The following is a 14,489-nucleotide window of genomic DNA, read 5'->3' on the forward strand; positions in this document are numbered from 1 at the left end:
GATTCCCTGCAGCGCCACCCGTCAGCGTCTCCTCAACAACGCCGCCCATGCTCAGGCTTCATCTGGTAGCCTTACGACCTGACCGCCCGGCAGGCAACTGATCAGCCCTTCCATCTCAAGCTCGCCGAGCGCTGCTGTCACTGCCGCTACGGAGAACTGGCAGCGTGTCACCACCTCGTCAACCGCAATCGGGGTATGCGAAAGCAGGTCTAGAAGCCGGTCGCGTAGGGGCAGGGGGGGTTGTGGTTCTGCTGCAGGTGCCGGGGAAGAGGCCGGCTGCCGGGCAGCGACCATGTGTGGCCGCGCAGGCTGGGGCGCAGGTATTTTCTCGGGTCGGGCTGCTTGGTCTGTGCGTTCCGGCTGCTCAAAGAGCGGGGCTGGGGTCCGGCGCTGCCAGGGGGCCGGTTGGCGGTGGGGCAGATGCTGCGGCAGGGCCTGGAGAATGTCCGTCCCTGTTTCAACCATCACCGCCCCCTGCTTGATCAGCTGGTTGCCGCCACGTGAGCGCGGATCGAGCGGGGTGCCTGGTACGGCCATGACTACGCGGTCGTATTCGGTGGCGAGTCGGGCGGTGATGAGAGTGCCTGATTTCTGCGCGGCTTCAATGACCAGGGTCGCTGCCGCAATGCCGGCAATGAGCCGGTTGCGGCGCGGAAAATGCCGTGCCTGCGGGACTGTGCCGGGCGGCGCTTCGGTGATGAGGCAGCCTTTTTCAGCAATCTGTTCCTGAAGGGCAGCGTTTTCGGGGGGATAGACCTGGTCCAGCCCGCCTGCCAGGGCTGCGACTGTCAGACCGGGATAAAGGGCGGCTTCATGGGCGGCGGTATCAATGCCGCGCGCCAGACCGGAGACGACGCACTGCCCGGCAGCCGCCAGTTCAGCTGAAAGGCTCTCCGCCAGCCGGATGCCTGCAGCCGAGGCATTGCGCGCGCCGACAATGCCCACACCCCCTCGGGACAGCAGGGCGCTGTCGCCGCGTATGAACAGGAGCGGCGGAGCATCGGGAACATGGGTGAGAAGCAGCGGATAATCTGGGTCGCAACGCAGCAGGGGGCGTGCGCCCGTCTTCTGCAGGGCTGCAATCTCGTCTTCCATTTCAGCCGCGCTGGGAATGGCCGGCGCTTCACGCCCGGCACGTTTCTGGCGTGCAGGCCAGGCTTCCAGCGCCTGAATGCCGCTCCCGTAAAGGCCCAGCAGACGGGAGAAATTCATGGGCCCGATGCCCGGCGTGCGCGCCAGGCGCAGCAGCGCCAGACGTTCCTGAGAGGGAGGGGGAACCTTGTTCATGCTCTGTCTCTGCCCGGCGGCTGTCGTTTACGCATCCGGCGGGGTGGGATCGGAAGGCCCGCGTCCGACACGGGGTTCCGCGCCACGGGCCAGGCGCAGGAAATTGTCCTTGTGCCGGCAGAGCACGATCAGCGCCAGCACGTCCACAGACAGGGCCAGCGGTGAGAGAGGGGGCTGGCCACAGAACAGGACCGTCAGCAGGGGAGCGGCCAGAAAGGCCCCGAGCGCGCCGACCGAGGAAATGCGGCTGATCTTCACGCCCAGAACCCAGATCAGCGTGCACGAAAGCCCGACCGGCCAGCACAGCCCCCAGAGCGCGCCGATGCCGGTGGCCACGCCCTTGCCGCCGCGGAAGTGAAGCCAGACAGGAAAACAATGCCCCAGAACCACGCAGATGGCAGCGATTCCCATGGCTGTTTCAAGCAGGTGCGGTCCCTCAGCCACCGGCCAGACCAGACGTGCCAGCGTGACGGCGGCCAGACCCTTGAAGGCATCCAGAAAAAGGGTGGCTGCGGCGATTCCCCTGCGCCCGGTGCGCAGCACGTTGGTGGCGCCGATATTCCCTGAGCCGATCTGGCGGATGTCTCCGGCCCCTGAAAGACGTGTCAGGATCAGGCCGAAGGGAATGCTGCCCAGAAAATAGGCGATGAGTGCCGTAAGCAGCAGCGCGCCGGATGTGGAAAGGGTCATGTGCTGCTGCTGTGTCCGGAAGCTGTTGCGGGGGCCGTATAGACTTCACGCCCCTCCCTGAAGGTTTTCAGAACGCGGCCTTTGAGGGTCCAGCCGTCAAAGGGGGTGTTCTGGGCCAGACCGGGCAGCTCGCCTGCATGCACCGTCCATTCGGATTGAGGATCGAACAGGCACAGATCGGCTTTCGCACCCACGGACAGGGTTCCCGCCTCCAGCCCCAGCAGGCGGGCTGGGTTGACCGTCAGCAACCGCAGCGCGTCAAGCAGGGGAAGGCCGGAAGCCAGCGTGACGCCCAGCAGGGTGACCAGCCCTGTGCCCCCGGCGCGCGCCTGGGCGAAAGGCAGCCGCTTGTCGTCGGCATCGGCCGGGGAATGATCGGAGGTGACCGCATCGATCGTTCCGTCAGCCAGGGCAGCGCGAACGGCCTGGCGGTCTTTCTCCAGCCGCAGGGGTGGGGTGAGCTTGGCGTAGGTGCGGTAATCGCCGATGGCTTCTTCCGTCAGGCTGAAATAAGGCGGTGCGGTATCGCAGCTCACGCGCAGCCCCCGTGCCTTGGCATCGCGGATGAGGTCGAGCGCTTCGGCAGTGGAAATATTCGTCAGGTGCACGCGCGCGCCTGTCATCTCAGCCAGGCGCAGGTCGCGGGCGACCATCATTGCTTCAGCGGCCGGCGTGACCTGCGGCAGCCCCAGGCGCGTGGCCTGCAGGCCTGAAGTCGCGCAGGCCCCCCGCGAGAGGTCGATGTCCTGGGGATGAAGCATGACCAGCGCATCAAGAAAATGTGCATAGGAGAGGAGATTGCGCATCTGCTTGGTGTTGCCGATTGCATGCACTCCGTCCGTGAAGGCCAGCGCGCCTGCCTTCTGCAGCAGTCCCATTTCGGTCATTTCCTCGCCCCTGCTGGCGCGCGTCAGGGCGCCGTGGGGATAGAGCGAGGCCAGCCCGATCTCCTCGCCGCGCTGGCGGATGACCGTCAGCAGGGCTGGGGTATCGATGGCCGGGTCGGTATCGGGCATGACGCCGATGCTGGTGATCCCGCCTGCAACTGCCGCTTCTGAGCCGGAGCGGAGGGTTTCGCGGTATTCCGCACCTGGCTCGCCCAGCGAGGCGCGCAGATCGACCAGGCCCGGGGCCAGAACGGCGCCCTGGCCGTCCACATGGCGGGCATTGGCCGGCACAGCACTCCCGCTCGGGTCAATTGCGCTGATGCGGCCGTGCTCTACCAGGAGACTGCCGGGTCCGTCACGGCCGGAAGCGGGATCGATCAGCCGGACATTCGTGAAAAGAATCGGGGTGTCTGGGCCAGGTGCAGGTTTTTTTGCGGATTTCCCGGTCATGCGGCCTTCTCCCGTTGGCGGGTCAGCCGGTCGAGGACTGCCATGCGCACGGCAACCCCCATCTCGACCTGCTCGGTAATGACGCTCTGGGGCGAATCGGCGACGTCAGAAGCGATTTCCACCCCGCGGTTCATGGGGCCGGGATGCATGACCAGCGCACCGGGACGGGCCAGGCGCAACCGCGCCCGGTCCAGACCGAACAGGGAGAAATATTCCCGCGCGCTCGGGATGAGCCCACCTCCCATCCGCTCGCGCTGGACGCGCAGGCACATCACCACATCTGCATCTCGCACACCGTCTTCCATGTTGTCGTAAAGCGTGACGCCCTCCAGCGCGCCGAAGGCGGACGGCACCAGGGTAGGCGGGCCGACGAGACGGATACGGCTGCCCATGGCACGCAACAGATGCAGGTTGGAGCGGGCGACCCGGCTGTGGGCCACATCGCCGCAGATGGCGATCTCCAGCCCGTCCAGCCGGCCGAGATGGCGACGTATCGTCAGGGCGTCGAGCAGGGCCTGCGTCGGGTGTTCATGCATGCCGTCGCCGGCATTGACCACGCTGGCATTGACCTTCTGGGCCAGCAGGGCGGGCGCGCCGGCCTCACGGTGGCGCACGACCAGCAGGTCGCAGCGCATGGCGTTCAGGGTGGAGGCGGTGTCAAGCAGCGTCTCGCCCTTGTTGACCGAGCTGGTGGCCACGGTCATGTTGACCACGTCGGCCCCCAGCCGCTTGCCGGCCAGCTCGAAACTGGTGCGGGTGCGGGTGCTGTCTTCAAAAAAGAGATTGATAAGCGTGCGCCCCTGCAGGACATCGCGGGGCGTTTTCCGCGACCGGCTGAGCAGGGCATAGCTTTCGGCCAGGTCGAGGAAAGGGGTGATCTCTTCAGGGCCCGTCCCCTCCAGCCCCAGCAGGTGTGGACCGGTAGGAAGGGCGGTGAAACGGGGTTCTGAAGAACTTGAAGAAGGAGAGGACTCCGGTTCGGCAGCCGCTGCGCTCATCGGGCACCTGCTGCATCGGGGCCGGCCTCGGCGTCGGCATTCTCAAGGGCGCTGTCGATGCGGCGCAGCACTTCGTCGCGGCCCAGGGCGGCCAGGGTCAGGTCGATGCCGGGCGAAGTGGTGGTGCCGGTCATGGCGGCGCGCAGGGGCTGGGCGACCGCACCGAGCTTGAGATCATGCTGCTCGGCATGATGGCGGAGGGCGCCGTCAATGGCTTCAGGCGTGAAGGGGTCAAGGGCTTCCAGAACGGGTTTCAGCTCGGTCAGCACCGTGCGCCCTTCAGGACCCAGCAGCTTGCGGGCTTTCGGGGTGAATTCCAGCGGCAGGGATTTAGCCGTGAAGGAGGCGTTTTCCGCCAGCTCAGCCATGTTTTTTGCGCGTTCCTTCAGCCCGGGCATCAGGCGCTGGATGCGTCCGTGCACGGCAAGCGTCATCTTCAGGTCCCCGCGTCCTTCCCGCACCTGGATTTCAAGGCGGTTCATGACATCGGCGGTCAGGCGGCTGTCATCGGCGCGCCGCATCCAGATGCCATTGAGGTGGGCGAGCTTCGTGTAATCCATGCGCGAGGGGGATTGCCCCACGCCATCGATGTCGAAGAGGTCGATCTGCTCTTCCCTTGACAGGACCTCGGCATCTCCGTGCCCCCAGCCCAGGCGCAGCAGGTAGTTGCACAGCGCTTCAGGCAGGATGCCCTCATCGCGGAACTCCACGACCGACTGCGCGCCGTGGCGCTTGGAAAGCTTGGCGCCGTCAGGGCCGTGGATGAGGGGCAGATGGGCGAAGCGGGGCAGCTCCCAGCCCATGGCCCTGTAGATCATGGCCTGGCGGAAGGTATTGGTCAGGTGGTCATCGCCACGCATGACATGGGTGATCTCCATGTCATGGTCATCCACCACGACGGCGAGAAGATAGGTCGGCGTGCCATCGGAGCGCAGGAGAACCAGGTCATCCATCTCAGCGTTGGCCACCCGCACCTCGCCCTGCACCAGGTCGTCAATGACCGTCTCGCCCTCGCGCGGCGCTTTCAGGCGGACGGTATAAGGCGCGCCTTGGGGCGCTTCAGCCGGATCACGGTCGCGCCAGGTGCCGTCATAACGTGGCGGACGCTTTTCCGCTCGCGCCTTTTCGCGCATTGCTTCGAGCTCTTGGGGCGTGCAGTAGCACCGGTAGGCCTGGCCCTTTTCAAGCAGCTCCTGCACCACTTCCGCATGCCGCCCCTGGCGCGTTGACTGGAAAACGGGCTCATTGTCCCAGTCCAGCCCCATCCAGCTCAGCCCGTCGAAGATGACATCCACCGCCTGCTGGGTGGAGCGCTCCCTGTCGGTATCTTCGATACGCAGGAAGAACTCACCACCGTGATGACGGGAGAAGAGATAGTTGAACAGGGCGGCCCGGGCATTGCCGATATGCAGCAGTCCGGTGGGCGAAGGCGCGAAGCGGGTGCGGATTTTCATGAGGCTATCTTATAACCGCGAACGCAGGGCTGCGAAACAGGGAAGAACAGGGAAAGAGGGTTGAGAAAGCAGGGTGAGCAAAAGCCGCGTGGCGATGTCAGCGCGCTTGCAGGAAAGCTGGCTTCAAAGCTGGAAGCGGCCCTGGCGCGCCAGGGGCGGCGGCGCTTCTGCTGGCTGCCTGTTTTCCTGGCGTTGGGAAGCGCGCTGTACTTCACCCTCCGCTGCGAGCCGGACCGGGCAGAGTTCCTGACTCTGGCGCTCGTGCTGGGTGGTTTGATCCTCTTTCAGGCAGCTGGGCGGACAGGGTTGTTGCAGCGCTGGAGAAATCACCGCCTGTATGTCCGCTTCCCGGGCAGCGCCCTGCCTGTGCTGAAGCGCTGCCTGGCAGGGGCGGTCATGGCGGGGCTTGGCGGGTTTCTCCTGGCCGCCTGGCAGGCGCACCGCCAACCTCCGATGCCGGATCTGCCTCATGAAGCGGTCTGGCTGGAAGGTCGGCTGACTGAGGCGGTGACCCTGCCGCCCAGGCAGAAGGGGCAGCAGGCGCGCCTGCGGCTGACGCTGGCGCAGGTGGTGTTCGATTCGCCCTGGTATTTCAATGATGCGCCGCTCAGCCGCCAGGTGCGCGTCACGGTGCAGCCTCGCCAGTTTCCCGGTCTTGTATCTCCTGAGGGAAAGCTCTCTTCCCCAGCCACGCAGATCGGCGGGCTGCTGCGCCTGCGCGCTTTGCTGCACCCGCCGTCACCTCCATTCATGCCCGGCGGGCGTGACCCCCAGCGCGAGGCGTGGTTCTCCGGTCTTGCGGGCAGCGGCACGGGTTACGGGGCGGTGGAATTTCCGGAAGGCGCGCGCGGGCAGAGGAAACTGCAGGCGCTGGCATGGACGCTTGAAAAATTGCGCCTCAGCTGGGCGCAGCGGATCATGACCGTCCTTCCAGGTCCTGACGGCGCAGTGGCGGCAACGCTTCTCGTGGGCGAGACAGGCGGCATTTCCCCCACCTTGCGCCAGGAATTCGCAGCCTCCGGGCTTGCGCATATTCTGGCGGTGGCCGGCCTGCATCTGGGTATGGTGATGGTGGTATGCGCCTGGGCCTGCCGTCGGCTGCTCACGTTTTTCGAAGGCCCTGCGCTGCGCTGGCCCTGCCGTGATCTCTCCCTGTGCGCAGCTCTCCTCAGTGGGGCTGTCTATGTGGGGCTGACAGGGGCCCATCTGCCGGGCGTGCGGGCCCTGGGCATGGCCGCCCTTGCGGTGCTGGGGCTGCTGGCCGGGCGGAAGGCGGTTTCCATGCGCAGCCTTGCCTTGGTCGCGCTCGCCCTGCTCGTCATCAGTCCGGTCCTGGTGCTGGATGTTTCCTTCCAGATGTCCTTTGCGGCCGTCATGGCCCTGATTGCCGGCTACGAGCGCTGGGCGGAAAGCCTGCACCGGCTGCGCGGGCTTTCCCTGTGGCATCGCCTGGGTTCAGCCACACTGGGCCTGGGTCTGACCTCACTGCTGGCCGGGGGCGCCACCCTGCCGATTACCATGGCGCATTTCGGCCGCCTGCAGCCCTGGTTTATTGTGGCCAATCTCATTGCCGTCCCGCTGATGGGGCTCTGGGTCATGCCGCTCGGAGTGCTGTGCCTGGTTCTCATGCCGTTTTCAGGCCTGGTTCCATTAGCGGATCTGGCGCTGGTGCCGATGGGTTGGGGGATTGCCGTGATACGCGCTCTGGCGCACGGTGTGGCGGCGCTGCCGGCAGCCAGCGTGCCGACAGGCACTTTCAGCGGCGGGGCGGTGGCCTGCTGCCTGCTGGGGCTGTGCCTTGTATGCCTGTGGCAGGGGCGGATCCGTTGGCTGGGGGTGCCTCTGATTGCCGCCGGCCTCGCTCTGGGGCTGACTACGCCACGCCCTGTGCTGATCGTGGCTCCTGACGGTCGTTTCATCGCTGTGCGCGATACCGCCAAACAGGCTTTTGGGGCCGGGCCGGGACGCAATGAGGCGCTTCGGGCCAGCTGGGGCGAGGAAACAGGCTTTGATACAGCCGCCGCGCTGCCGGCTGCATGCCGGCAGGAAGGCAGCTGTATTCTCCCGCTTGCCGGAAGGTCGACGCAGCTTGTGCATCTCCGCCTGAAGGCGCGCGGGCAGACAACCACCACGCCGAATGAAAGTCCGGAACCGGAGATGTGCCGGGAAGTCCTGCTGGCGGTCAGCCTGGTGCCTGCGCGCAGGCCGTGCCCGGGCGTGCCTTACCTGACGCGGCTTTCAACGCGGCGTGACGGCGCGTGGGCGGTCTATGCCACGGGCATGTCAGGGACCGCTGCAGGGGCGGCGGATGAGAAGCGGGTGAAAAAAACCGTCCTGCGCCTGGTATCCGACCGTTTCTGGCGTGGAAACCGCCCCTGGGTCGGGCCGCCAGGCTTTGAAGGCGTGCCGGGTCTGCCATTGGCCAGGGCCGAGTGAGCTCTCAGCTTTCCTGACAGTCTTCTTGGTTTTCCTGATTGGCAGCAGGTGGGTCGGCTTCCCCGGTGACTCTTACTTTCTCTGTCACTTCTGTCACTTCTGTCACGGTCTCGATTGCGACCGACTCATCGGCAACCCGGCGGACATGGGCCAGGTCCTTTGCCAGCTGCTGGCCCGAGCTTTCCCGCAGTTTTTCGGAAGGGGAGAGATTCTTCTCGGAAAACAGGCACCATTTCGCGGTCGGGCACTGCCAGCATTCGGGCGTGCGCGCCTTGCATATATAGCGCCCCAGCAGCAGGATCTCGTGATGGGCCGGCATAATCTGGTCAGGGGGAATGCGCGCCAGGAGTTCCTCTTCCACCGTCAGCACGTTTTTGCCCGGCGCCAGCCCGGTACGGTTGCTGACCCGGAAGATATGCGTATCCACCGCCAGCGTCGGTTGGCCGAAAGCCACATTGAGAATGACGCCTGCCGTCTTGTGCCCCACGCCTGCCAGGGCCTCCAGCTCTGGTCGCGTGTCGGGCACTTCGCCGTTGTGGCGTTCAATCAGCTGGCGGGCCAGCAGTGCCAGGTTGCGGGCCTTTGCGCGCCAGAGCCCGATCTTGCGGATATAAGGCGCAATGCCCTCTTCCCCCAGTGCTGCCATGGCCTCAGGCGTGGGCGCGGCGGCAAAAAGGGCCGGAGCCGCCTGGTTGACGGATTTATCTGTTGCCTGGGCGGACAGCACGACGCAGACAAGCAGCTCGAAATGGTTCCGGTAGACCAGCTCGGTGCGCGGATTGGGGAAAACTTCCGAAAGCCTGTGCATGAAAGCCCGCACGGCCGGACGGCTCATCATTCTCGGCTTGTCGGCTGAAGCGGGCGTTTCGGAAGTTTTCGGCTCTTTGGCGGTCATGAAAGCGTTTTCCGGGCAGGGAAGGGGCGGAGGGCAGGATAGGAGGTCTGAAAGCGTATTGAAACTTTCCTGAAACCTTCATTCTTTGTTGTTGGTTGCTTGTATGCTGCCGGCCAGTCCTTTCCCCGGAAACTGGCCTTTGGCTCGTTCCGGCGGGTAGGGTGGTGTGCCCTGGCGCGGGTATCCCTTAACGGACTGATAATTTTGACCAGTGATTCTGACCGATGATTTTCCAGTTTTCCCGGTGGATTCTGTTGTGAGCCTGCATGACTTCCCGACCCTCTCCTGACACCCCTTCTGTTTCCACACCTCCCGGGGAAGCGGGCACTAGGTCCCCTGACGCGGATTTTTCCGGTGAAAAGCCCCTGCCGTCCTTCATGGAGGTGCTGCAGTTTGTCTTCCGGCGCTGGGCGGCCCATCCATGGCTGCTGGCCCAGTCGCTCGGCGGGGTAGGGGTGGCGACGATCGCCGATATCGTCACGCCTCTGGCGGCCGGCCGGCTGATCGCCGATATCGCGGCACCCGTAGCTTCCGGTTCAGGCGGTGCAGGGGCGGGGGTGAGAGCTGCGCATCTCAGCGCCCTTCATGATGCGCTGCTGATGGTTGGCGCCCTGCTGGGCCTGGGCGTGATCGGGGTGGTGGGCCGGCGCTCTTCCTATCTCGGTCTCAGCCATCTCAACCTCGCCATCATGCGCCAGGTCCTGGATGCGGCCTTTGCACGCGTGCAGCGATTCTCTTCCGACTGGCATGCCAACACCTTCGCGGGCTCGACCGTCCGGCGGCTGACCCGCGGGTTGTGGGCGATTGATTCGCTTGATGACACGCTGCTGCTGCTGATCCTGCCTGAAATTATCGTTCTGCTGGGCACCACCCTGGTGCTGATGGCGCATTCGCTGCTGATGGGCTGCGTGCTGGCAGGCTCGGTGGCCATCTTCGCTTTCACTTCCATCCGCCTGGCGCTGAACTACGTGGCGCCTGCCTCGCGTCGCGCCAACCAGTGGGACACGCGCATGGGCGCCGCCCTGGCCGACAGCATCACCTGCAATGCGGCCGTCAAATCCTTCGGGGCAGAAAAGCGTGAGGAAGCCCGGCTGAACAGGATCACGTCCCAATGGAGCCGCCGGACCCTGCGGAGCTGGATTCGGGGCACCAACAGCGCCAACCTCCAGGCCTCGCTGTCGCTGATCATGCGGGTCCTGCTGATCGGCCTGGCTGTGTGGATGTGGTGGCAGGGCAGGATGGGGCCGGGCGATGTGGCCTACGTGCTGACCATGATGTTCCTGATTCAGGGCTATCTGCGCGACCTGGGGCAGCAGGTGAGCCAGGTCCAGCGCGCCGTCAATGAAATGGAAGAGCTTGTGGGTCTCTTCGTTCAGGAACCGGCCGTGCAGGACCGCAGACATGCCGGCGCGCTGCAGGTGAAGCGGGGTGAGATAAAATTCGAGGATGTCGATTTCCGCTACCCTGCGCAGAAAACGCCCATCTACCGCCATCTCTCACTCGACATCACGCCGGGCACGCGCCTGGCCCTGGTGGGGCCCGAGCGGCTCGGGAAAGACCACGCTGACCCGTCTGTTGCAGCGCCTGTATGACATTCAGGGCGGCAGGATCACGATTGACGGCCAGGACATCGCCGCTGTCAGCCAGGCCAGCCTGCGTGCCAATATCGCCCTGGTTCCGCAGGAGCCGGTGCTGTTTCACCGCTCCCTGGCCGAGAACATCGCTTACGGCCGTCCGGACGCCAGCATGGAGGAAATACGCGAAGCGGCCCGCCTTGCGCATGCGAGCGCCTTCATCGAGCGCCTGCCTGAAGGATATGACACCCTGGTCGGTGAACGCGGCGTGAAGCTTTCAGGCGGGGAAAGGCAGCGCGTTGCGATTGCCAGGGCTTTCCTGTCGCGGGCACCGATCGTCATTTTCGACGAGGCGACCGCCAGCCTGGATTCGGAGTCGGAAGTCCTGGTGCAGGAGGCGCTGGCGCGGCTGATGGAAGGGCGGACCGTCATCGTGGTTGCCCACCGGCTTTCCACCGTGCGTGACCTTGACCGCATTCTGGTCTTCGAACACGGGCGCATTGTCGAGGATGGCGACCATGCCGAGCTGATGAAGCGTGACGGCATTTACCGTCGTCTGGTCGCCCTGCAGACGCTGGAAAAGGCGGATCGTCCGAAACGGGAGGCTGTAGACGCTTCCCAGGCAGGGTCACAGGAGGCTCAGTCTGGCGCGCCGGAGTGATCAAGATACCACGACCGGACAGGAAACGGTGCGGTGGGAGGCGGAAAACAGGCCTCAGGCGTTGCCGGCGGGGAAGGAGGGGCTAAAACGGAAGGACTTTCTGTCACCAAGCGGCCTGTCACAGGCAGTGGGCTGGCAGATGAACCGGCTGGGGAGCAGGCCTGAGCCTTACCATGAACATGACATGAGCAAGTGAAGGGGAGAATTCGTGACCTTTTCGACCGGAGCTGAATCAAGGCCCAAGACGTCCTCCCCACAATCCGCTTCTCATGTGTCTGATGTTGCCACTGCTTCCGGCAGTGACGGGGCAAGCAGCACGCCGGCTGTGACCGGAGGGTGGAAATCGCTCCTGCGCCGCATCATCGCTGCAATGAGTGACGGCACCACCTCGCTTGCCGCTGCGGGCTGCGCTTTTTTTGCCACGCTCTCGCTCTTCCCCGCCCTGACAGCGCTGATCTCCGTGTATGGCCTGGTCTTCGACCTGCAGACCATCGAGCCGCAGCTTGAAGTGCTCAAGAACCTGCTTCCCCCGGCTGCCTATACGCTGATCACCAATTCCATCCATACCCTTGTCATGCAGCCGCATTCCTCGCTGACACTGGGGCTGGTCTTTTCGCTGACGATCGTGCTGTGGTCCGCTTCAGCCAGCAGCCGTTCCATCCTGCAGGCGCTCAACATGGTCTATCACACGCGCGAGACGCGCGGCGTGCTCTATTCCCAGCTCATGGCGCTGGCTGTCACGATAACCGGCATCATCGGCGCGTGCCTGACCCTGGCGCTCATGGTGGCAGCCCCGGCCATCGTCGATTACCTGCCCCGCCTGCTGGCCCAGCTTGGGGTCAATATTTCGGCAGCACCCGCTTTCGTACAGTTTCTCGTCCAGAGCGGCACACCGGTGCTCATTCACTGGCTGGCGCCCATCATCATGGTGCTGTTCGTGTTCACGGCCGTAACCCTGCTGTACCGCTTCGCCCCCTGCCGCAGCTGGACGCGCTGGCGCTGGATTCTGCCCGGCTCCATCGTGGCCACGGTCATGTGGGTCATCACCTCGCTCGGCTTTTCCTGGTATGTGGCGCATTTCGCCAGTTACGGCACCACCTACGGGCCGCTGGGAGCAGTGGCGGCCGTGATGATGTGGATGTTCGTCAGTGCCTATGTGGTGCTGTTCGGCGCGACAGTGGATGCCGAAATCGAGGAGCGCGGCCGTGCCGTGCTCGAAAGCGAGGGCTTTGCTGTGCCGCCGGAAGGCTGACGCTTCCGGGCGGTCCCTACAGAAAACCCCCGCCGCCTTTACGGGCGCGGGGGTTTTCTGTAGGCGCTTGGCTGAGCTCAGCGGGGCAGGGACGCCACTTCGCTCTGCGGATCCTGCTCGGCCATCATGCCGGCATCGCGGAGCAGGGGGCGGCGTTTGACGAGATCGCGCGGAATAACGCGGATCGTGACCTGCGCCACCCCGGCGCTCAGGATGCCGAGGCGCTGAGCGGCAGCGCGGGACAGGTCGAGAATGCGATGCTTGCTGTAAGGGCCGCGGTCATTGACGCGCACGATGATGCTGCGGCCCGTGCGCGGGGCATGTACCAGCAGCCGGGTGCCGAAGGGCAGGGTGCGGTGGGCGGCTGTCATGGCATCGTCATTCATAGTCTCGCCCACGGCCGTCCGCGTGCCGGCATTGCGGCCGGCGGCATACCAGCTGGCCATGCCGGTCTGGACTGGAAAGCGGTTCCGCAGCTCAGAAGGACCCGGAATATGCGTGCCTGGCGGAAGCCCGGTTGCAGCGAAGCCTGACAGGTTGCCGTCAGCCGCGTCGCTGTCATCAACGCTTTCACCGGCAGTGCCGTTCATGCCGCTCATATCGATCCGGTCGTCAGGTCCCGGAAAATACTGAACCCGCGCCGCATGGGCTTTGAAGATCTTGCGTGCGGCCGTGCGTGTTGACGCCCGTCCCTGCGGAGTCGCCAAGGCAGCCGTGCCCATGAGAACCGCAAGCCCCATGAGCCCGGTCCTGATGGCCTGCGACCGCCTGGAATGCGATCGGAAAAGGAAAGACGTGTTCATCATGACAGGCTTTATATCACAGATTGTGGCAAAAAGTTAGTGTCCGGGCTGCGCGCCCGGTTTTCCGCGCCGTGTCGCGGATTCTCAAGAGTGGTTTGCGTGTGGTTTCCCCATACAGATCTGTCACGGCCCGGCCGGGAGCCGGGCCTTTGCGGCGCAGGGGGAAAATGGTATCAGCCGCTCGCATGAAACGTCCTCTCATCGCCGTGCTCAACGGACCCAACCTGAACATGCTCGGCCTGCGGGAGCCGCACGTCTACGGCCATGACACGCTTGATGATGTCGAGCAGATCTGCCTGCAGGCCGCCGAGCGCCTGGACGTGACCATTGATTTCCGCCAGACCAACGGGGAAGGAGAGCTCGTCTCCTGGGTGCAGGAATGCAGAGGGCGGGCTGACGGCCTTGTCATCAATCCGGCAGCTTATGGCCACACGTCGATAGCACTGCTTGATGCCCTGCAGGCAGTGGACCTGCCGATCATTGAAGTGCATATTTCCAACATTTACCGCCGGGAACCGTTTCGCCATCACAGCTATGTTTCTCAGGTGGCCCGCGGCGTGATCTGCGGACTGGGCACGCGGGGCTACGCCCATGCGCTGCAGGCGGTATCAGACATGATCGAAGATGAAGGATGAGCCGTATGCTCGTGGACAAGGAGGCAATCCGCGCTCTTGCCGATATCCTGACGGAAACCGGCCTGACCGAGATTGAAATCGCGGAAGCGGACAGCCGGATCCGGGTGGCCCGTCAACTCACAGCGCAGGTGGGCGCCGTGCCGGCCCCTGTTGCCTCCCAGCCTGCGGGCGGTGCGGCAGAGAGCGGCAAGTCAGCGCCGGGGGCTGCGGGCAGCGAGGCTGACCATCCCGGCGTGGTGCCGAGCCCCATGGTGGGCGTTGCCTATCTGACGCCTGATCCCGGCTCTCCGCCCTTCGTGGCGGAAGGGGCGCATGTGGCGGCCGGGCAGACGCTCCTGCTGATCGAAGCCATGAAGACCTTCAACCAGATCAAGGCGCCGCGTTCGGGAACGCTGGTGCGTTACCTGGTGTCGTCCGGTGAGCCGGTGGAATTCGGCGCGCCCCTGGCCATTATCGAGTGAGGCTGC

At 64.8% G+C, this 14,489-nt stretch carries 11 protein-coding genes and 1 pseudogene; 5 read left to right on the forward strand and 7 right to left on the reverse strand.

Annotated elements, in window-relative coordinates; all coding sequences use genetic code 11:
* Positions 1-51 precede the first annotated feature (51 nt).
* The 5 genes from dprA to gltX are packed head-to-tail and all read right to left on the reverse strand — an operon-like array spanning position 52 to position 5,766.
* Positions 52-1,287 (reverse strand): DNA-processing protein DprA, encoded by a 1,236-nt coding sequence (gene dprA / locus E3E11_RS05815; protein ID WP_141451570.1) that lies wholly within the window; start codon positions 1,285-1,287, stop codon positions 52-54.
* 27 nt (positions 1,288-1,314) lie between these two features.
* On the reverse strand, positions 1,315-1,977 hold the full coding sequence (gene plsY / locus E3E11_RS05820; RefSeq protein WP_141451571.1) for a glycerol-3-phosphate 1-O-acyltransferase PlsY: 663 nt from the start codon (positions 1,975-1,977) through the stop codon (positions 1,315-1,317).
* Positions 1,974-3,314: a dihydroorotase gene (locus tag E3E11_RS05825; protein WP_141451572.1), complete on the reverse strand. Its 1,341-nt coding sequence runs from the start codon at positions 3,312-3,314 to the stop codon at positions 1,974-1,976. The genes plsY and E3E11_RS05825 overlap by 4 nt, the downstream gene beginning before the upstream one ends.
* On the reverse strand, positions 3,311-4,312 hold the full coding sequence (locus E3E11_RS05830; protein WP_141451573.1) for an aspartate carbamoyltransferase catalytic subunit: 1,002 nt from the start codon (positions 4,310-4,312) through the stop codon (positions 3,311-3,313). Before E3E11_RS05830 ends, E3E11_RS05825 begins: the two co-directional genes overlap by 4 nt.
* A complete protein-coding gene (gene gltX, locus E3E11_RS05835; RefSeq protein ID WP_141451574.1) occupies positions 4,309-5,766 on the reverse strand; it encodes a glutamate--tRNA ligase in 1,458 nt (485 codons plus the stop codon). The genes E3E11_RS05830 and gltX overlap by 4 nt, the downstream gene beginning before the upstream one ends.
* A gap of 60 nt (positions 5,767-5,826) precedes the next feature.
* On the opposite strand from gltX, the gene E3E11_RS05840 reads away from it, so the two are divergent.
* Positions 5,827-8,202, forward strand: coding sequence for a ComEC/Rec2 family competence protein (locus E3E11_RS05840; protein ID WP_141451575.1), 2,376 nt, complete (start codon positions 5,827-5,829; stop codon positions 8,200-8,202).
* Positions 8,203-8,206: 4 nt separating this feature from the next.
* On the opposite strand, the gene nth is transcribed toward E3E11_RS05840, so the two are convergent.
* On the reverse strand, positions 8,207-9,097 hold the full coding sequence (nth, locus tag E3E11_RS05845) for an endonuclease III (RefSeq protein WP_331250963.1): 891 nt from the start codon (positions 9,095-9,097) through the stop codon (positions 8,207-8,209).
* Between the two features lie 377 nt (positions 9,098-9,474).
* On the opposite strand from nth, the pseudogene E3E11_RS05850 reads away from it, so the two are divergent.
* Together E3E11_RS05850 and E3E11_RS05855 are read left to right on the forward strand one after the other, a co-directional pair.
* A pseudogene (locus E3E11_RS05850) lies at positions 9,475-11,251 on the forward strand (ABC transporter ATP-binding protein); the annotation flags it as partial.
* A 289-nt stretch (positions 11,252-11,540) separates the two neighbouring features.
* Positions 11,541-12,584, forward strand: coding sequence for a YihY/virulence factor BrkB family protein (locus tag E3E11_RS05855; protein WP_231118856.1), 1,044 nt, complete (start codon positions 11,541-11,543; stop codon positions 12,582-12,584).
* Between the two features lie 77 nt (positions 12,585-12,661).
* Here E3E11_RS05855 and E3E11_RS05860 read toward each other — a convergent pair whose 3' ends face one another.
* Positions 12,662-13,390, reverse strand: coding sequence for a septal ring lytic transglycosylase RlpA family protein (locus E3E11_RS05860; RefSeq protein WP_231118858.1), 729 nt, complete (start codon positions 13,388-13,390; stop codon positions 12,662-12,664).
* 182 nt (positions 13,391-13,572) lie between these two features.
* Between E3E11_RS05860 and aroQ the strand changes: the two genes are divergently transcribed.
* Both aroQ and E3E11_RS05870 read left to right on the forward strand, forming a co-directional pair.
* Positions 13,573-14,022: a type II 3-dehydroquinate dehydratase gene (gene aroQ, locus E3E11_RS05865; protein WP_141451576.1), complete on the forward strand. Its 450-nt coding sequence runs from the start codon at positions 13,573-13,575 to the stop codon at positions 14,020-14,022.
* A complete protein-coding gene (locus E3E11_RS05870; protein WP_141451577.1) occupies positions 14,019-14,483 on the forward strand; it encodes an acetyl-CoA carboxylase biotin carboxyl carrier protein in 465 nt (154 codons plus the stop codon). The genes aroQ and E3E11_RS05870 overlap by 4 nt, the downstream gene beginning before the upstream one ends.
* Positions 14,484-14,489 lie beyond the last annotated feature (6 nt).

It is taken from the genome of Oecophyllibacter saccharovorans, from assembly GCF_006542375.1.
Classification (GTDB): Bacteria; Pseudomonadota; Alphaproteobacteria; order Acetobacterales; family Acetobacteraceae; genus Oecophyllibacter; species Oecophyllibacter saccharovorans.